The organism is Frigidibacter oleivorans, assembly GCF_003993775.1.
GTDB classification, from domain to species: Bacteria; Pseudomonadota; Alphaproteobacteria; order Rhodobacterales; family Rhodobacteraceae; genus Frigidibacter; species Frigidibacter oleivorans.
Genome location: NZ_RJRZ01000001.1, coordinates 358,835 through 376,959, shown reverse-complemented (window position 1 = coordinate 376,959; position 18,125 = coordinate 358,835). Strand labels below are relative to the sequence as shown.

The window sequence follows — 18,125 nt, the reverse complement described above, 5'->3', positions numbered from 1 at the left end:
CCTAACCTGACCCGAACCGCCGCCCAGCCGAAGGAAACCATGGTGCCCGCGTTCCGCCGCCCCGCCCTTGCCCTGTCGCTTGCCGTGATCGTCGCCGCGGGCGCCTGGACCGGCCTTGCCGCGCCCTTGCGCGCGGAAGGGGTCGCCGGACCCTATCTGGCGGCACGGGTGGCCAGCGGGAACAGCGATTTCCGCGCCGCCGCCGACTATTTCACCCGGGCGCTGATTTATGACCGGCAGAATGCCGAACTGATGGAAAGCGCCATCCTGTCCCGGATCGGCATGGGCGATTTCGACGGCGCGGTGGCTGTGGCCGATGCGATGCGGGCCGGGACCACCCGCACCCAGGTCGCCGATCTGGTGGCGATGACCGACATGGCCGCGCGCGGGGACTGGGACGCGGTGCTGGCCGATCTCGACGGCGTGGCGATGACCTCGCCGCTGGTCGAGGGGCTGATGCGGGCCTGGGCCGAAATCGGGCGCGGGCGGATGTCCGAGGCGCTGGTGGCCTTCGACGCGGTGGCCGAAACCGAGGGCCTTGCCACCTTCGCGCAATATCACAAGGCGATGGCGCTGGCCTCGGTCGGCGATCTGGAGGGCGCGGACGCGATCCTCGCCGCCGAGGATGCCGGGCCCTTGCGGATGACGCGGCGGGCGGTGCTGGCCCATGCCCAGATCCTCAGCCAGCTGGAACGCCGCGACGATGCGCTGGGGTTGATCGACGACACCTTCGGCCGCGAGGGCGACCCCGTCTTCACCGAGATGGCCGAAAAGCTGGAGGCGGGCGAAACCCTGCCCTTCGACGTGGTGCGCTCGCCCGAAGAGGGCGTGGCCGAGATCTATCACTCGCTCGCCTCGGCCCTGACGGGCGAGGGCAACGACGTCTTCACGCTGGTCTATGCGCGGCTGGCGCAGTTCCTGCGGCCGGACGAGCCGGACACGCTGCTGCTGGTGGCGGGGCTTCTGGAACGGCAGGACCAGTTCGAACTGGCGACCGCGGTCTATGGCAGCATCCCCCGCGAATCCCCCGCCTATCCGGCGGCGGAACTGGGCCGGGCCGAGGCGCTGATCGCCTCCGACCGGCGCGACGCGGCGATCGAGGTGCTGGAACAGCTGGCGCGCAGCTATCCGGACCAGCCGGTGATCCTGGCCAATCTGGGCGACACGCTGCGGCAGGCGGAACGCTATGCCGACGCGATCAGGGCCTATGACGCCGCCATCGCCCTGTTCGACGGCGATGCCGAGGCGCAGTGGCCCGTCTATTATGCCCGCGGCATCAGCTATGAGCGGCAGAAGGACTATGACCGCGCCGAAACCGACATGCGCAAGGCGCTGGACCTGCGCCCGAACCAGCCGCAGGTGCTGAACTACCTCGGCTATTCGTTCCTCGAACAGCGCCGCAACCTCGAAGAGGCGCAGTCGATGATCGAACGTGCCGTGGCCGAGCGGCCCGAGGACGGCTATATCGTCGACAGCCTCGCCTGGGCCTATTACCGGCTGGGCCGCTATGACGATGCGGTGGCGCCGATGGAAAAGGCCGTGGCTCTGATGCCGGTCGATGCGGTGCTGAACGACCATCTCGGCGATGTCTACTGGGCGGTCGGACGCAAGCGCGAGGCCGAGTTCCAGTGGAAGCGGGCGCTGTCCTTCAGCCAGGACGCCGGCATGAATGCCGACGAGGTGGACCCGGACCGGATCCGGCGCAAGCTGGAGATCGGGCTGGACGCCGTGCTGGCCGAGGAAGGCGCCGCGCCCCTTGCCGTCACCCAGAATGCCGACTGAGGACTTCGCGCCGGCCAAGATCAACCTCGCGCTGCATGTGACCGGACGGCGCGATGACGGTTATCACCTGCTGGACAGTCTGGTGGTCTTCGCCGATGCGGGCGACGGGCTGGCGGTGGAGCCGGAGGCGGGCCTGACGCTGCGGGTGGACGGTCCGCGCGCGGCGGGCGTGCCCGAGGGGCCGGACAATCTGGTGCTGCGGGCGGCGCGGCTGCTGTCGCCGGATCGCGGCGCGCGGATCGTGCTGACGAAGCGGCTGCCCGCGGCCTCGGGCATCGGCGGCGGATCGTCGGATGCGGCGGCGGCGCTGCGGGCGCTGGCCCGGTTGTGGGGCATGGCCCTGCCCGACGCGGCGGCGGTGCTGGCCCTCGGCGCGGACCTGCCCGTCTGCCTGCAACCGCGCCCGCGCCGGATGCGGGGCATCGGCGAGCGGCTGGACGATCTGCCGGGCCTGCCCGACTGCCGGCTGGTGCTGGTCAATCCGGGCGTGCCGGTGGCGACCCCCGCGATCTTCCGCGCGCTCGACCGGCGCGACAACCCGCCCCTGCCGGACCTGCCGGCGCGCTGGCCGGATGCCCCGGCGCTGGCAGGTTACCTGCGCGCCTGCCGCAACGATCTGGAACCCGCCGCCCGCGCGCTGGAACCGCGGGTGGGCGAGGTGCTGGCCGCGCTGGCGGCGCAGCCCGGCTGCCTGCTGGCGCGGATGTCGGGATCGGGGGCCACCTGCTTCGGCCTGTTCGCGACGGAGGCCGGATCGGCCGCGGCCGCGGCGGCCCTCGCCCGGGCGCAGCCGGGCTGGTGGGTGGCCGACGCCGGGCTGTGGCAGCAGCCCGCGGCCGCCGATCAGGCGACCCGCGCCACCACGTAGTCGGCCAGATCGGCCAGCATGTCGCGCAATTCGCCCGCCGGCAGGGCGCCGAGCGCGTCCCGCGCCCGCCCGGCCCAGTCCAGCGCGGCATCGCGCGTGGCCTGTAGCGTGCCGTGCCGGCGCATCAGCATCAGCGCGTGGTCGAGATCGCCCTCGCGCTGGTCGCCCTTCTCGATCACCCGGGTCCAGAAGACATGTTCCTCGGCATCGGCCTGCGCCACGGCCTGGATCACCGGCAGGGTCAGCTTGCGTTCGCGGAAATCGTCGCCGGTGTTCTTGCCGATGGTTTCGGCCACCCCGCCGTAATCCAGCAGGTCATCGACCATCTGGAAGGCGATGCCGAGCGCGTCGCCATAGTCGTGCAGCGCCTGCACCTGATCCTCGGGCGCGCCGGCGAGCACGCCGCCCACTTCGGTCGCGGCAGCGAACAGCGCGGCGGTCTTGCCGCGGATCACCTGCAGATAGACCGCCTCGTCGGTGCGCAGGTCCTGCGCGGCGGTCAGTTGCAGCACCTCGCCTTCCGCGATCACCGCCGAGGCATTCGACAGGATCGACAGCACGCGCATGTTGCCCGCTTCGGTCATCAGCTGGAAGCTGCGCGCGAACAGATAGTCGCCGACCAGCACGCTCGACTTGTTGTCCCACAGCAGGTTCGCGGTCGGACGACCGCGGCGCTGGCGGCTTTCGTCGACCACGTCGTCATGCAGCAGCGTCGCCGTATGGATGAATTCCACCGTCGCCGCCAGGTGCACATGATAGGGGCCGGGATAGCCGCACAGCCGCGCGGCCGCCAGCGTCAGCATCGGCCGCAGCCGCTTGCCCCCCGCCTCGACCAGATGCGCGGTCACCTCGGGGATGCGCGGCGCATGTTCCGAGGCCATCCGGTCGCGGATCAGCGCGTTGACGGCCTGCATGTCGGCGGAAAGATGCGCGGCGAGGCGATCATGCGGTTTGGTCGCGGTTTCATCCAGGCTCATGCCCACCCCCTTGGCGCTCGACAAAGCCGGGCGACTGCCCTTTAGTCGCGGATCATGAAGGAACTTCTGCGCTCGACCGACCCCACCCGGATCGCCTTTGCCACCGTTCTCTTACAGGGCGAGGGTATAGCGGCGTTTCAGATGGACGTCCATATGAGCATCCTCGAAGGATCGCTGGGCATCCTGCCGCGGCGGCTGATGGTGCGGGATGCCGACCTGTTCCGCGCCCGTGCGATCATGGCCGACAACGACATCCCGCTGGAGGGCTGAGCGTGACCGCGCCCGAGGCCCCCGCCGCTTTGGGCGACTTGACTGATGACGGCTTTCTGGGCGGGCGGCTGCGCGTCTGGCAGCCGCGGCACGGCTATCGCGCCGCGACCGACCCCGTGTTCCTGGCCGCGGCGGTGACGGCGCGTCCGGGGCAGGCGGTGCTGGAACTGGGCTGCGGGGCGGGGGTGGCATCCCTCTGCCTGGGCGCGCGGGTCGGGGGGCTGGCGCTGACCGGGCTGGAACTGCAACCCGTCTATGCGGACCTCGCGCGGCTGAATGCCGCACGCAATGGCATCGCGCTGACGGTGATCGAGGGCGATGTGGAGGCGATGCCCGCCACGCTGAGGTCGCGGCAGTTCGACCATGTGATGATGAACCCGCCCTGGTATCCCGCCGGCGGCGGCACCGCGGCGGCCGATCCGGGGCGCGAGACGGGCCTGCGCGAGGTGCTGCCGCTGGCGCGCTGGCTGGATGCCGGGCTGCGGCGGCTGCGGCCCGACGGCTGGCTGTGGGTCATCCAGGAGGCGGCGCGCCTGCCGGACCTGCTGGCGGGCCTCGATGACCGGGCGGGCAGCGCCACGCTGCTGCCGATCGCGCCGCGCGCCGGCCGCCCGGCGGGGCGGGTGATCCTGCGGGCGCGCAAGGGCGGGCGCGGTGCTTTTGCGATGGCCGCGCCCTTCGTGGTGCATGACGGCGCGGCGCATGGACAGGATGGCGACGATCACCGCCCCGAGGCGGAGGCGATCCTGCGCAAGGGGGCGCCGCTTCACTTCTGACGGCTCGGCGAAGCCTTGCGTCGTGCAGGCGCGACGACCGGCAAGAACCGGCAAGCGTGTAACATCTGGACGACGTTTATGTTTCTTGGACGTGACACGACTCGGGTTTCGTGGTGCACTTGAGGGGAAGGTTCAACCAGCAGAAGAAGGAGACGAAGATGTCCCTGAGTTCGCACCTGACGGAGCTGCGGAAGAAACACCAGAACCTTTCGGCCGAGGTAGAGCGGCAGGAACGCAGCCCATCTTGCGATCATCTGACGATTTCCGACCTGAAGAAGCAGAAGCTGCGGATCAAGGAGCAGATCACCCGGCTTCAGCAGCACTGACCGGCGCGTCGCCCTTCGGTGACGTGTTGCGGCGCCCCGCCCGCGCGGCCAGCGCCGCACCTCCCGCAATCAATCCAGCCGCAAGGAGAAGGCGCAGGTCCGCCCGCGCCTCTCCTGCCAGAACCAGCGCAAGCGTCGACAGCAGCGGCGCCGCATAGGATGCGGTCCCCAGAAGCTGGATGTCGCCGCGCTTTACGCCGATGTCCCAGACGTAGAAGGCCAGCCCCACGGGGCCGAGCCCGAGAGCGGCGACAGCGGCCCAGCCCCATGCCCCGGCCGGCCAGGCCGGGATTTCCAGTGCCAGATGCGCCGCCGCCGACAGGATCGCCGTGGCGATGCAGAAGACCGCCACGCTGGCGGTCGGCACCTCTCCCAACCGGCGGGAGAGGATGGAATACGCCGACCAGGTCAGGGCGCAGAGGAAGGCCAGGCCATAGCCCGCCATCGCGGGGCCGGTCAGCGTGACCCCGCCGGCGATGCGCCCGCCCACGATCAGCGCCGCGCCGGCGAAGGCGACCAGCGCGCCGATCACATGCAGCCGCGTCAGCCGCTCGCCCGGCAGCAGGCCCGAGAACAGCACGATCAGCAGCGGCCAGAGATAGGCGATCAGCCCCGCCTCGGCCGGGGGCGCCAGCCGCAGCGCCGAAAAATACAGCAGGTGATAGCCGAACAGCCCCAGCGTGCCGAAGGCATAGATCCGCAGGGGCACCCGGGCCAGTTGCGCAAAGCCGCCGCTGCGCGCGATCCAGACCAGACCCAGACCGCCGCCGAGCGCGAAGGTCAGCGCGTTCAGCAACAGCGGCGGCACCGGGGCCGAACCCACGGTGAACAGCGCCAGCAGCGACCACAGCAGGATCGCAATGAAACCGATCGAGGTCGCCCTGCCGCGCGTCATGTGCCCTCTCTGTTGTCCCCCCGCCGTTCATCGCCGCGGCGGCGGCCCGGTGCAAGCGGCGCGTGGCCCGGGCATGAAAAAGGGGGCCGCCCCGCGCGGGACGGCCCCCGGAACTGCCTTGCCCGGCAGCTCAGACGAAATATTGCCCGCCATTCGCGGTCAGGGTCGAGCCGGTGATGAACCCCGCCTCGTCCGAGGCGAGGAACACCACGCAGCGCGCCACCTCTTCCGGCTCGCCCAGACGGCCCACCGGGATCTGCGCGATGATCGACTCGCGCACCTTTTCCGGCACCGCCATCACCATCTCGGTCGCGATATAGCCGGGGCAGATCGCGTTGACGGTGATGCCGGCCTTCGCCCCCTCTTGCGCCAGCGCCTTGGTAAAGCCGATGTCGCCGGCCTTCGCCGCAGAATAGTTGGCCTGACCCATCTGGCCCTTTTGCCCGTTGATCGAGCTGATGCTGATCACCCGGCCGAACTTGCGCTCGCGCATCCCGGGCCACAGCGGGTGGGTCATGTTGAACAGGCCGGTCAGGTTGGTGTCCATCACCTCGCGCCACTGCTGCGGCGTCATCTTGTGGAACATGGCGTCGCGGGTGATGCCGGCATTGTTCACCAGCACCTCCACCGGGCCGAGATCGGCCTCGACCCTGGCGATGCCCTCGACGCAGGCCTCGTATTCGGCGACCGACCATCTATAGGCGGGAACGCCCGTTTCGGCGGTGAATTTCGCCGCCGCCTCGTCATTTCCGGCATAGTTGGCGGCGACCTTGTAGCCCGCCGCATGCAGTGCCTGCGAGATCGCCGCGCCGATACCGCGCGTTCCACCGGTGACCAGTGCTACCCTGGACATGATTCCTCCCATTTCCGTCACGTTCTTGAAAGTCTGTTATACTTCGACCGGCTGAGTGCGCAATAATGTTGCGCACGCAGCATTCTCGGTCTTACAGGCCTTCAAGGCACATGGCGACGCCCATGCCGCCGCCGATGCAGAGCGTGGCGAGGCCCTTCTTCGCGCCGCGCCGCTTCATCTCGAACAGCAGGGTGTTCAGCACCCGCGCGCCGGAGGCGCCGATCGGATGGCCGATGGCGATGGCGCCGCCGTTGACGTTCACGATCTCGGGGTTCCAGCCCATGTCCTTGTTCACGGCGCAGGCCTGGGCAGCGAAGGCCTCGTTCGCCTCGACCAGGTCGAGGTCGGCCACCTTCCAGCCGGCCTTGTCCAGCGCCTTGCGGCTGGCCGGGATCGGGCCGGTGCCCATGATCGACGGGTCGAGCCCCGCCGTGGCATAGGAGGCGATGCGCGCGATGGGCGTCAGCCCGCGCTTCGCCGCCTCCTCCTCGGACATCAGCAGCACGCCCGCCGCACCGTCGTTGATGCCGCTCGCATTGCCGGCGGTCACGCTGCCGTCCTTGGCGAAGGCGGGGCGCAGCTTCTGCATCGCCTCGATGGTGGCACCGTGGCGGATGTATTCGTCGGCATCCACCACCGTGTCGCCCTTGCGGGTCTTGACGGTGAAGGCGATGATCTCGTCCGAGAAGCGGCCGGCCTTCTGCGCGGCCTCGGCCTTGTTCTGGCTCGCCAGCGCGAATTCGTCCTGCATGTCGCGGCTGATCTGCCACTGGTTCGCGACGTTTTCCGCGGTCTGGCCCATGTGATAGCCGTTGAAGGCATCCCACAGCCCGTCCTTGATCATCGTGTCGATGAAGGACAGGTCGCCCATCTTGTGGCCCTGCCGCAGGTTCTGGCAATGCGGCGCCATCGACATGTTTTCCTGCCCGCCCGCGGCGACCACGGTCGCGTCGCCCAGCAGGATGTGCTGCGCCCCGAGCGCCACCGCCCGCAGGCCCGAACCGCAGACCTGGTTGATGCCCCAGGCGGCGCTTTCCTTCGGCAGGCCGGCGTTGATATGCGCCTGCCGGGCGGGGTTCTGGCCCTGACCCGCGGTCAGCACCTGGCCGAGGATGGTTTCCGAGACCTCGGACTTGTCGATCCCGGCGCGGGCCACCAGCGCCTCCAGCACCGCCGCGCCAAGGTCATGCGCGGGGGTATTGGCGAAGGCGCCGCCGAAACTGCCCACGGCGGTGCGGGCGGCAGAGACGATAACGACGTTGGTCATGAGGGTCCTCTCCCAGGTCACGACTGGTTGCGACCGGTACGGACCCTCCCGGCCCGCCGATACGGCAACGTTGGGCGCAGAATGCCCGATGCTGCCTCGGGGTCAAGCACCCGCGGGCGGTGCGGGGGCGCAGTCCGGCCATGCGCCGCACGCGGCACGGGGGTCTCGGGGGGCTCGGCTGCCTTGCGCGCGATGCCATGGCCCGGGGCGATGCCTGCGCCGCCAAGGCCTTGCGGCACCCCGCGCCGGCCTGCCGGCGGGGCGGGCCGTGCCCGGTGGAGGGACGGCCCGGCCGGGCGAACGGGGCCGCCGGCGGAACTGCCTGCGCGGATTGGCCGCTGACCCGCGGGAACCGGATGCGCATCTTGCGCGCTTTTCCGAACCTTGGGAATCCCCGATCAGGCGCCCCGCGCGGCCTGCCGGGGCGGCGGCATCCGCCAGGGCGGCTGGATCGTGGGGGCACCGAAGTAGTAGCCCTGCAGGCAGTCGAAACCCATCTTCTGCAGCATCGCCGCGTCTTCGGCGGATTCGACGGCCTCTGCCACGGTGAACATGTCGAACTGCCGCGCGACGGACAGCAGCGCCTCGGTCAGCACCTGGTTGTCGGGGCTGCCCGCGATGCCCCGGATGAACTGCCCGTCGATCTTGACGAGGTCGAACCAGAATTCGCGCAGATGGCGGAAGGACACCGCGCCCGCGCCGAAATCGTCCAGCGCGAAGGCCACGCCGCGGCCCTGCTGCGCCTGCATGAAGGCGCGCACCAGATCGGGCAGCAGCATCGCCGAGACCTCCGAAATCTCGAGGATCAGCCGTTCCGCCACCGTCAGGTCCGTGTCGAGCCCCCGTTCCAGCAGTTGCGCCCAGGGGCGGTAGCCGATGGAGCGGGCCGACATGTTGACCGACAGGCGCAGCCCCGGCGCCTCGGCCAGTGCGGCGAGCCCCATGTCGAGCGCGAGGCAGTCGAGGCGGCGGCCCAGTTCCGTCGTCTCGACCGTCGCCATGAAGTCGCGGGCCGGGATGGTGCGGCCGGTTTCGTCCATCAGCCGGATCAGCGCCTCGTGATAGGCGATGGTGGCGGGGCGGGCCGCCTGCACCACCGGCTGGAAGGCCAGCACCGCATCCTGCCGGTCCAGCGCGGCGGCGACCATGGCGATGACGTCGTCGTCGCGCAGGCGCACGGCATGGTCGAGCGGGCTCGCAGGATCCCCGGCGATCGCCGCGGCGGAGGGGGCGGCTGCGCCGGGGCCGCGGAAGATCCGCGCGACCTCTGCTCTTGACCTGGGCGGTGCGGGCATGTCTCCCTCCTGTCCCGGCGATCCTGCGCCGGCCGGTCTTAACGTGTGGTGAAGGGGCGAGATGACGGACGATCGCTGCGGCTGGTGCGGGACCGACCCGCTGTATGTCGCCTATCACGACGACGAATGGGGCCGGCCGGAACCGGACGGGCGGGCGCTCTGGGAAAAGCTGGTGCTCGACGGGTTTCAGGCGGGGCTCGCCTGGATCACCATCCTGCGCAAGCGCGACGCGTTCCGCGCGGCCTTCGCCGGGTTCCGCCCCGAGGTCATCGCCGCATGGGGCGAGCCCGAGGTGGCGCGGCTGCTGGCCGATCCGGGCATCGTGCGGCACCGGGGCAAGATCGAGGCGACCATCGGCAATGCCCGCGCCTATCTGGAGATCGAGGCACGCGAGGGCTTCGCACCCTTCCTGTGGCGCTTCGTCGAGGGGGCGCCGCGGCAGCACCGCTTTGCCACCTCGGCCGAGGTGCCTGCGGCGACGCCCGAGGCCGAGGCCATGTCGAAGGCGCTGAAGAAGGCGGGCTTCCGCTTCTGCGGGCCGGTCATCACCTATGCCTTCATGCAGGCGACGGGGATGGTGAACGACCACCTGACGGGATGCCGCTGCCATGCCGCGGTGGCGGAGGAGGGCGCACGCTTCAGCCTGTAGCGGCGGGAAAACCGGGCGCCGGGGATCACTCGCCGGCGATCAGCGCGGCGACCAGGGCCTTCGCCTCGGGCCCGTCCCAATGCGCCTCGCCCTGCATCCGCGCCACCTCGCGTCCCTCGGGGTCGATCAGCACCGTCACCGGCAGGCCCAGCACCGCCATCTGCCGGGCGAACTGCTGTTTCGGGTCGCGCAGGATCGGCAGCGCGGTCAGGCCCTCGTCGACATAAAAGTCGTGGATCGCGGGCAGCGGGTTGCGCCCGGTGGCGACGGGCAGCACCGCGAACCGGTCGCCGCCGAATTCCGCCTGCAGCCGGTCGAGCATCGGCATCTCGGCCCGGCAGGGCGCGCACCAGGTCGCCCAGAAGTTCACCAGCAGCCACTTGCCGCGATGCGCCGACAGGTCCACCGGCGCATCGGCCGCATCCACCAGCGCGCCCTCGACCGGCGCGCCGGGCGCATCGGCGGGGACCAGCTTGCGCATGTCGCCCTGCAGCAGCGGCGCAAGGTCGGGCATCGCCGTGGCCGCGTTTGCAGCGAAGGCGAAGGCCGTGTAGAGGACGGCGGAACGAAGAAGACGCATGACACCTCCACGGGGGCGGGACGGATGACCGACGGCACAGGCGATAGCAGAACCTCCAACCAGATGTGGGGCGGGCGTTTCGCCGCAGGGCCGGACGCGATCATGGAGGCGATCAACGCCTCGATCGGGTTCGACAGGCGGCTCTACGCGCAGGACATCGCCGGCAGCCGGGCCCATGCCGCAATGCTGGCGGCGACGGGCATCCTGACGGATAGCGATGCGGCGGCGATCCGGGAAGGGCTGCTCACGGTCTTGTCAGAGATCGAGGCGGGCGACTTCCCCTTCCGCACCGAACTGGAAGACATTCACATGAATGTCGAGGCGCGGCTGAAAGAGATCATCGGCGAACCGGCGGGGCGGCTGCACACGGCGCGGTCGCGCAACGATCAGGTGGCGACCGATTTCCGGCTGTGGGTACGCGACCAGTGCGATCAGGCGGCCGAGGCGCTGACCGCGCTGATCCGGGCGCTGCTGGCGCAGGCGGCGGCGGGGGCGGACTGGGTGATGCCGGGCTTCACCCATCTGCAGACCGCGCAGCCGGTGACATGGGGCCATCACATGATGGCCTATGTGGAAATGTTCGGCCGCGATGTCGGGCGGTTCCGCGACGCCCGCGCCCGGATGAACGAAAGCCCGCTGGGGGCGGCGGCGCTGGCGGGCACCGGCTTTCCGATCGACCGGCAGATGACGGCCGAGGCGCTGGGCTTCGACCGGCCGATGGCCAACAGCCTCGACGCGGTCAGCGACCGCGACTTTGCGCTGGAATTCCTGTCGGCCGCGTCGATCTGCGCGGTGCACCTGTCGCGGTTTGCGGAAGAACTGGTGATCTGGTCCTCGGCGCAGTTCCGCTTCGTGGCGCTGAGCGACCGGTTTTCCACCGGATCGTCGATCATGCCGCAGAAGAAGAACCCAGACGCGGCCGAGCTGATCCGGGCCAAGATCGGCCGCATCCTCGGGGCGACGGTGGCGCTGTTCACGGTGATGAAGGGCCTGCCGCTGGCCTATTCCAAGGACATGCAGGAAGACAAGGAACAGGTCTTCGACGCCGCCGACACGCTGATGCTGGCGCTGGCGGCGATGACGGGCATGGTGGCCGACATGGCCGCCAACCGTGCGAACCTCGAAAAGGCGGCGGCCAGCGGGTTTTCCACGGCGACCGACCTTGCCGACTGGCTGGTGCGCGAGGCGGGCCTGCCGTTCCGCGAGGCGCATCACGTCACCGGCGCGCTGGTGGCGCTGGCCGAGGCGGCCGGATGCGACCTGCCGGACCTGGGCCTGACCGAGATGCAGGCGGTGCATCCCGCGATCACGCAGGAGGTGTATTCCGTGCTGGGGGTCCACAATTCGGTCGCCAGCCGCCAGAGCTATGGCGGCACCGCGCCGGATCAGGTGCGGGCACAGGTGGCGCGCTGGACGGCGCGGCTGGAGGGATCGGAATGACGCGGACGATGATGACGGGTGCGGCGCTGGCCGCGATACTGGTCGTGGCGGGCTGCGGCGTGGACGGGCCGCCGGTGCCGCCTGCGGGCCGGACCGAACCCGCGCCGCAAACGGGGCTGCAGGTGACCGGGCAGGTCGAGATGGGCGTGACCGGCCGGCCCTGAGCCGGCTCGTCCCGCCAAGGGCTTGCCGGGCGTCGTCGGGGCGGTAGAACAGACGCATGACCCAGCCCCGCGCCCGCATCTCGACCCTGCGCCTGATCTACCTCGCTTTGGCCGTGGCCGGGGCGGTGCTGCCGATGCGGCACTTCCTTGCGCATATGAGGGCCGAGGGCGGGGGGCTCGCGGGCCTGATCGACGCATGGTTCGTCAACCGCGCGACCGAGGGGCTGGTCTGGGACCTGACCCTCGCAGCCGCGGCCCTGACCGTCTGGGTGCTGGCCGAGACATGGGTGCGGCGCAACTGGTGGGCGCTGGTGGCGATCCCGGCCACCTTCGGCATCGGGCTGGCCTGCGGGCTGCCGCTGTACCTGTTCCTGCGCACGCGGCCGGTCGGCTGACCCGGCCGGGCGGCATCGGGCAAATTGCATAGGCCCGCGAACCTGCTATTCAGGCGCCGCAACGGCGGAGACCCCGATGGACCATTTCCTGTATCGCGACGGCATCCTGCATGCCGAGGACGTGGCGATCCCCGACATCGCCGCGGCGGTGGGCACGCCCTTCTACGTCTATTCCACCGCCACGCTGGAACGGCACTACCGCCTGTTCACCGAGGCGCTGTCGCCGCTGCCGCATCTGGTCTGCTTCGCGGTCAAGTCGAATTCCAACCTCGCGGTGCTGAAGGTGCTGGCCGATCTGGGGGCCGGGATGGACGTCGTCTCGGGCGGCGAATATCTGCGGGCAAAGGCGGCGGGCGTGCCGGGCGGGCGGATCGTGTTTTCCGGCGTCGGCAAGACGCGCGAGGAGATGCGGCTGGCCCTGCAAGGCGGCATCCGCCAGTTCAACGTCGAATCCGAACCCGAGCTGCTGGCCCTGTCCGAGGTGGCGTTGGCGCTGGACGCGGTGGCCCCCATCGCAATGCGGGTGAACCCGGATGTCGACGCGAAGACGCATGAAAAGATCGCGACCGGCCGGAAGGAGAACAAGTTCGGCATCCCGATCGCCCGCGCGCGTGAGGTCTATGCCCTGGCCGCCCGCCTGCCCGGGATCGAGGTCTGCGCCGTCGACGTGCATATCGGCAGCCAGCTGACCGACCTCGAGCCCTTCGAGCAGGCCTATCTGAAGGTGGCGGACCTGACCCGGGCGCTGCGGGCGGACGGGCACGCCATCCGGCGCCTCGATCTGGGCGGGGGGCTGGGCATCCCCTATACCCGGTCGAACGAGGCGCCGCCGTTGCCCGCCGACTATGGCGCGCTGATCAAGCGGACCGTGGGCGATCTGGGCTGCGAGATCGAGATCGAGCCGGGCCGGCTGATTTCCGGCAATGCCGGCCTGCTGGTCGCCGCGACGATCTATGTGAAGCAAGGCGAGGACCGCGACTTCCTGATCCTCGACGCGGCGATGAACGATCTGGTGCGCCCCTCGATGTATGGCGCGCATCACGACATCGTGCCGGTGATCGAACCCGCCGCCGCGACCGAGGGCCACCCCTATGACGTGGTGGGCCCGGTCTGCGAGACGGGCGACACCTTCGCCCGCGCACGCCCCCTGCCGCCCGTCGCGGCGGGCGATCTGATCGCCTTCCGCTCGGCCGGGGCCTATGGCGCGGTAATGGCCAGCGAATACAATACCCGGCCGCTGGTGCCCGAGGTGCTGGTCAAGGGGGATCACTTCGCCGTCATCCGCGCCAGACCGACGTTTGACGAAATCCTCAACCGCGATAGCATCCCCGTATGGCTGTGACGCCCTGACCCTGCCGGCCGCCTGGCCCGACCGGTCCGGGCCGTCAGCCGAGGCGTCTTCCAGACAAGACGGGGGTTCATGACGCGCCGGGACGAACGCGAGGATCGGCAGGAGGACGCGCGCATCCGCGAGGGCGCGATGGCCCGCCTGCGCGTGCCGCTGCGGCTGACGCGGGCGGCGCTGTTCGCCGAACGTCTGGCGCGCGGCTTCTGGCCGTTCAGCACGCTGCTGCTCGCCGCCGCGGCGGCCTTCGCCTTCGGCCTGCAGGATGTGCTGCCGCTGGAAGTGCTGTGGGTCACGCTGGTGGCGGTGGTTCTGGGGCTGGTGGCGACGCTGGTGACGGGGCTGCGGCGGTTCCGCTGGCCCAGCCGGGCCGAGGCGGCGGCGCGGCTCGATTCCGGGCTGCCGGGCCGGCCGCTGGCGGCGCTGGCCGAGACGCAGGCGCTCGGCCGCGAGGACAGCGCGGCCTCTGCCGTCTGGCGCATTCACCTGCAGCGCATGGCGGCCCGCGCCGCCGCCGCCCGCGCCCGTGCGCCGGACCTGCGGCTGGCCTCGCGAGACCGCTATGGTCTGCGCTATGCGGCGCTGATGCTGTTCGTGCTGGCGGTGATCTTCGGGGCGCCGTCGCGCGTGGCCGAGGTGGCCGAGATCGCGGCGGGCGGCAACCCCGCCTCTGCCGCCGCCGGGCCGAGCTGGGAAGGCTGGGTAGAGCCGCCCGCCTATACCGGACGCCCGAGCCTCTATCTGAACGCGCTGGAGGTCGAGCGGCTGGAACTGCCCGAAGGCAGCCGCTTCACCTTCCGCTTCTACGGCACGCCGGGGTCGATCCGGGTGGAACAGGACGTGGCAGACGCGGCACCCCCGCCGCCTGAGCAGGGCGACGCCGCCGGAACATCCACCGCGGCCGCGCCGCCGCAATCGGCGGAATTCGCGGCGGCCCGGTCGGGCACCGTGACCGTCGAGGGCGCGGGCGGCCGCGCCTTCGAGGTGGTGGTCCTGCCGGACCGGGGGCCGGCCGTGGCCTTTTCCGGCGCGATCCGGCGCGAGGCCGACGGGCAGATGGGCCAGCCCTTCACCGCCACCGACGATTTCCAGATCGTCGCCGGCCGGGCGGAGATCACGCTCGACCTCGCCGCGGTGGACCGCCGCTTCGGCCTCGCCGCGGAACCGGAACCGCGCGATCCCTATGTGCTGGACCTGCCGCTGCCGATCACCGGCGACCGCGCCTCGTTCGAGGAAACGCTGATCGACAATGCCTCGAAGCACCCTTTCGCCAACCTGCCGGTGAAGATGGTGCTGACGGTGGAAGACGGCCTCGGCCAGACGGGGCAGAGCGAGGAGCGGTCGCTGATCCTGCCGGGACGGCGCTTCTTCGACCCGCTGGCGGCGGCGATCATCGAGATGCGGCGCGACCTGCTGTGGTCGGGCGACAATGCCGGGCGCAGCCTGCAGGTGCTGCGCGCGATCCGCAACCGGCCCGAAGGCTTCTTCCGCAACCCGCGCTCGTATCTGATGCTGAGCGTTGCCATGCGGCGGATGGAGGCGGGGCTGGTGGACGGCCGGATGCCGTCCGAACTGCGCGACGAGATGGCCGAGGAACTGTGGGAGATCGCCGTCCTGATCGAGGATGGCGGCCTGTCGGATGCGCTGGCCCGGATGCAGCGCGCGCAGGAGCGCCTGTCCGAGGCGATCCGCAATGGCGCGAGCCCCGAAGAGATACAGGCGCTGATGGACGAGCTGCGGCAGGCGACGGACGACTATATCCGCCAGCTGGCCGAACGCGGCGAACAGATGCCCGAAGAGCAGATGGCGCAGGGGCAGGGCCAGCAGATTACCGGCGACCAGATCCAGCAGATGATGGATGAAATCCAGCGCCTGATGGAAGAAGGCCGCATGGCCGAGGCGCAGGAACTGCTGGAGCAGTTCAACCGCATGATGGAGAACATGCGCGTCACGCAAGGCCAGGGCGGCGAAGGCGACATGCCGGGCGGGCAGGCGATGCAGGATCTGGCCGACACGCTGCGCGAACAGCAGGGCCTGTCGGACGAGACCTTCCGCGAAGGGCAGGAGGGTCAGGGCCAGCAGGGTCAGCCGGGGCAGGGCCAGCCGGGACAAGGACAGCCCGGGCAGGGGCAACCGGGGCAAGGACAGCCTGGACAGGGCCAGCCGGGCCAAGGCCAACCGGGCCAGGGCCAGCCGGGGCAGGGCGGCGGCAGTCTCGCCGACCGCCAGCAGGCGCTGCGAAACGAACTGGGCCGCCAGCAGGGCAATCTGCCCGGCGCGGGGTCCGAGGCCGGGGACGCGGCGCGGGATGCGCTCGGCCGGGCCGGGCGCGCGATGGATCAGGCCGAACAGGCGCTGCGCGACGGCGATACCGGCACCGCGATCGACCGGCAGGCCGAGGCGATCGAGCAGCTGCGCGAGGGGCTGCGCAATCTGGGCGAGGAGATGGCCCGCCAGAACGGCCAGCAGGGCCAGCAGCCGGGCGGCCAGCCGGGCGAGGGCGACCAGCGGCAGGCGCAGAACGGGCAGGGCGGCCAGCGCGACCCCCTGGGCCGGGTGCTGGGGCAGGGCGGGCGCGCCGGGTCCGACGAAAACCTGCTGCAGGGCGAGGATGTCTATCGGCGGGCCCGCGACCTGCTGGACGAAATCCGCCGCCGCGCCGGCGAACAGGAGCGGCCCGATCTGGAACTGGACTATCTGCGCCGGCTGCTGGACCGGTTCTAACAGCGCCCCTGTCAGCTCAGCGGGTCGTCCATGAAGGCGCGCAGCTCCTGCGGGCAGCGGCAGGCGGCGGCCAGCTTGCGCGCCCAGTCCTCTGCCGCGGCGCGTGTCGGCAGCTCCAGCACCGTGAACCCGCCCGTCAGCCGGCTGCCCGGGTGGGTGCCGGGTGTGACCGGACCCTCGGCCGGCACCAGAACCGGCGCGATGCCCTCGTGGATGCCGCCCGCGAAGACATAGACGCCCGCCGCCTGGGCCTCGGCGATCACCGCATGGCTGTCGATACCGGCCTGCACGAACTCGTCCTCGGTCAGCACCATCGCCTCGGCGGGGAAGGAGATCAGATACTTGGTCATGCCGCCTCCCGCCGGGTCGCCCGGCTAGCTGCCGTCCTGCAGCGCACCGATCCGCGCCGCGATCTGCCCGTCGAGCCAGAGCCGCCCGCGATCCAGCGTCGCGACATAGGCGGTCAGCGCCGGCATCAGCGCCGGCACGCTGCGGCCGAGCGCCGGGGCCGAGATGTAGAGGCCCAGCACCACCGCCGCCGCCGCCAGCGACAGGCCGAAGCCGAGGCGAAAGCCGCTGCGCGCCCGGCGCACGGTTTCCGGCGCGTCCTGCGCCGCCGCGTCACGGCCCCGGTCCGAGGTGGCGCGCAGGGTCGAGTTGATCATCTCGATATCCGGCAGCAGGTCGCGGCGCGGCGGGCGGTTGGCCGCGGCGATCTCGGCCTCCAGTTCCGGATCCTCGCCCCGCAGATGCGCGCCCCGTTCCGACCGTTCGGGGGCCGGCGAGGGATCGGCGCCGGAGGGCGGCGGGGCGGCATGGCCGGGCCGGGCCGGGTCGAGCGCCAGTTCCGGCTGCACCTCCACCGCGCTGGCCCGGTGGCGCGCCCGCGCCTCGCGTTCGGCCTCTTCCCGCAGGACGTTCAGCACCGCGGCGTCGAGCGTGCGGCGCCGCAGGGTGCCGGGAATGGCGGGCGCGGGAGCCTCGGGGTCCGGCAGCGGTGCCTCGGCGTTCTGCAGGTAATGCTCGGCCTGCGCATCGGCGGGCCAGACCTCCTCGGGCCAGACGTCGGCGGGGGCCTCGTCGTCCGTCTTCGCCTCGGGGGCGGGGCGGTCATCCTCCGCCAGCGCCTCGGCCAGGCCGGGGGGAAGGTCATCCTCGGCCGCCTCGGCGGCGGCGGGCATCGCCGGCGCGTCCTCCGGCGGCTCGGTGCCGTCCTCGGGAGGCGCGGTTTCTCCGAAGTCCTCGTCCAGCGGCGCCTCGGGCAGGTCGGCGGCGAGCGCGCCTTCGTCGAAGGGCAGGTCCTCGTCCGGTTCGGGCGGCGGCGGCGCCAGCCGCGACAGCGGCAGCTGGAACCAGGTCTGGCCGCAGTTCGAACACTGCACGTCGCGGCCGGCTTCGGGGATCACCCGTTCGTCGACCTCATACTGCGCGTTGCAGTTCGGGCATGTCAGCCGCATCTCGTACCCCCACCCGCCCCCCGGGTGCCGCGATCCGCCGTTGCGGTCCCGGTCTTCTGGTC

General features: G+C 71.0%; 19 protein-coding genes. 11 read left to right on the top strand and 8 right to left on the bottom strand.

The window, feature by feature from the left end; all coding sequences use genetic code 11:
- Window positions 1-39: 39 nt before the first annotated feature.
- On the top strand, window positions 40-1,782 hold the full coding sequence (locus EEY80_RS01955; protein ID WP_126974860.1) for a tetratricopeptide repeat protein: 1,743 nt from the start codon (window positions 40-42) through the stop codon (window positions 1,780-1,782).
- Complete coding sequence (locus EEY80_RS01950; RefSeq protein WP_126974859.1) at window positions 1,772-2,650, top strand: 4-(cytidine 5'-diphospho)-2-C-methyl-D-erythritol kinase; 879 nt, start codon at window positions 1,772-1,774, stop codon at window positions 2,648-2,650. The genes EEY80_RS01955 and EEY80_RS01950 overlap by 11 nt, the downstream gene beginning before the upstream one ends.
- Here the strand turns inward: EEY80_RS01950 and EEY80_RS01945 are convergent.
- Entirely contained in the window at window positions 2,626-3,627 is a 1,002-nt protein-coding gene (locus EEY80_RS01945; RefSeq protein ID WP_126974858.1) for a polyprenyl synthetase family protein, read from the bottom strand. The genes EEY80_RS01950 and EEY80_RS01945 overlap by 25 nt on opposite strands.
- 54 nt (window positions 3,628-3,681) lie before the next feature.
- On the opposite strand from EEY80_RS01945, the gene EEY80_RS01940 reads away from it, so the two are divergent.
- The 3 genes from EEY80_RS01940 (at window position 3,682) to EEY80_RS01930 (ending at window position 4,999) form a co-directional block, all read left to right on the top strand.
- Window positions 3,682-3,897: a putative signal transducing protein gene (locus EEY80_RS01940; RefSeq protein ID WP_126974857.1), complete on the top strand. Its 216-nt coding sequence runs from the start codon at window positions 3,682-3,684 to the stop codon at window positions 3,895-3,897.
- Between the two features lie 2 nt (window positions 3,898-3,899).
- Window positions 3,900-4,673 (top strand): tRNA1(Val) (adenine(37)-N6)-methyltransferase, encoded by a 774-nt coding sequence (locus EEY80_RS01935; RefSeq protein WP_235829677.1) that lies wholly within the window; start codon window positions 3,900-3,902, stop codon window positions 4,671-4,673.
- 158 nt (window positions 4,674-4,831) lie between these two features.
- Window positions 4,832-4,999, top strand: a complete 168-nt coding sequence (locus EEY80_RS01930) for a YdcH family protein (RefSeq protein WP_126974856.1) — start codon at window positions 4,832-4,834, stop codon at window positions 4,997-4,999.
- On the opposite strand, the gene yddG is transcribed toward EEY80_RS01930, so the two are convergent.
- The 4 genes from yddG to EEY80_RS01910 all read right to left on the bottom strand — a co-directional run bounded on the left by yddG (window position 4,977) and on the right by EEY80_RS01910 (window position 9,309).
- On the bottom strand, window positions 4,977-5,894 hold the full coding sequence (gene yddG, locus EEY80_RS01925; RefSeq protein WP_126974855.1) for an aromatic amino acid exporter YddG: 918 nt from the start codon (window positions 5,892-5,894) through the stop codon (window positions 4,977-4,979). The genes EEY80_RS01930 and yddG overlap by 23 nt on opposite strands.
- 130 nt (window positions 5,895-6,024) lie before the next feature.
- Window positions 6,025-6,747, bottom strand: coding sequence for a beta-ketoacyl-ACP reductase (phbB, locus tag EEY80_RS01920; RefSeq protein WP_126974854.1), 723 nt, complete (start codon window positions 6,745-6,747; stop codon window positions 6,025-6,027).
- A gap of 91 nt (window positions 6,748-6,838) precedes the next feature.
- Window positions 6,839-8,014 (bottom strand): acetyl-CoA C-acetyltransferase, encoded by a 1,176-nt coding sequence (locus EEY80_RS01915; RefSeq protein WP_126974853.1) that lies wholly within the window; start codon window positions 8,012-8,014, stop codon window positions 6,839-6,841.
- A gap of 398 nt (window positions 8,015-8,412) precedes the next feature.
- Window positions 8,413-9,309 (bottom strand): EAL domain-containing protein, encoded by an 897-nt coding sequence (locus EEY80_RS01910; RefSeq protein ID WP_126974852.1) that lies wholly within the window; start codon window positions 9,307-9,309, stop codon window positions 8,413-8,415.
- A gap of 61 nt (window positions 9,310-9,370) precedes the next feature.
- On the opposite strand from EEY80_RS01910, the gene EEY80_RS01905 reads away from it, so the two are divergent.
- Window positions 9,371-9,958, top strand: coding sequence for a DNA-3-methyladenine glycosylase I (locus tag EEY80_RS01905; protein ID WP_126974851.1), 588 nt, complete (start codon window positions 9,371-9,373; stop codon window positions 9,956-9,958).
- Window positions 9,959-9,983: 25 nt separating this feature from the next.
- Here the strand turns inward: EEY80_RS01905 and EEY80_RS01900 are convergent, their stop codons facing one another.
- A complete protein-coding gene (locus tag EEY80_RS01900; RefSeq protein ID WP_126974850.1) occupies window positions 9,984-10,538 on the bottom strand; it encodes a TlpA family protein disulfide reductase in 555 nt (184 codons plus the stop codon).
- 24 nt (window positions 10,539-10,562) lie between these two features.
- Here EEY80_RS01900 and argH point away from each other — a divergent pair, with 24 nt between their 5' ends.
- The 5 genes from argH to EEY80_RS01880 all read left to right on the top strand — a co-directional run bounded on the left by argH (window position 10,563) and on the right by EEY80_RS01880 (window position 16,606).
- Window positions 10,563-11,978, top strand: coding sequence for an argininosuccinate lyase (gene argH, locus EEY80_RS01895; protein WP_126974849.1), 1,416 nt, complete (start codon window positions 10,563-10,565; stop codon window positions 11,976-11,978).
- On the top strand, window positions 11,975-12,142 hold the full coding sequence (locus tag EEY80_RS19965) for a hypothetical protein (RefSeq protein WP_164738103.1): 168 nt from the start codon (window positions 11,975-11,977) through the stop codon (window positions 12,140-12,142). The genes argH and EEY80_RS19965 overlap by 4 nt, the downstream gene beginning before the upstream one ends.
- A 77-nt stretch (window positions 12,143-12,219) precedes the next feature.
- Window positions 12,220-12,537: a DUF2834 domain-containing protein gene (locus EEY80_RS01890; RefSeq protein WP_126975088.1), complete on the top strand. Its 318-nt coding sequence runs from the start codon at window positions 12,220-12,222 to the stop codon at window positions 12,535-12,537.
- Window positions 12,538-12,613: 76 nt separating this feature from the next.
- Complete coding sequence (gene lysA, locus EEY80_RS01885) at window positions 12,614-13,879, top strand: diaminopimelate decarboxylase (protein WP_126974848.1); 1,266 nt, start codon at window positions 12,614-12,616, stop codon at window positions 13,877-13,879.
- A 78-nt stretch (window positions 13,880-13,957) separates the two neighbouring features.
- Window positions 13,958-16,606, top strand: a complete 2,649-nt coding sequence (locus tag EEY80_RS01880) for a TIGR02302 family protein (RefSeq protein WP_235829676.1) — start codon at window positions 13,958-13,960, stop codon at window positions 16,604-16,606.
- Between the two features lie 11 nt (window positions 16,607-16,617).
- Here EEY80_RS01880 and EEY80_RS01875 read toward each other — a convergent pair whose 3' ends face one another.
- Complete coding sequence (locus EEY80_RS01875; RefSeq protein ID WP_126974847.1) at window positions 16,618-16,956, bottom strand: YciI family protein; 339 nt, start codon at window positions 16,954-16,956, stop codon at window positions 16,618-16,620.
- Window positions 16,957-16,980: 24 nt separating this feature from the next.
- Complete coding sequence (locus EEY80_RS01870) at window positions 16,981-18,063, bottom strand: zinc-ribbon domain-containing protein (protein ID WP_126974846.1); 1,083 nt, start codon at window positions 18,061-18,063, stop codon at window positions 16,981-16,983.
- Between the last annotated feature and the right edge of the window lie 62 nt (window positions 18,064-18,125).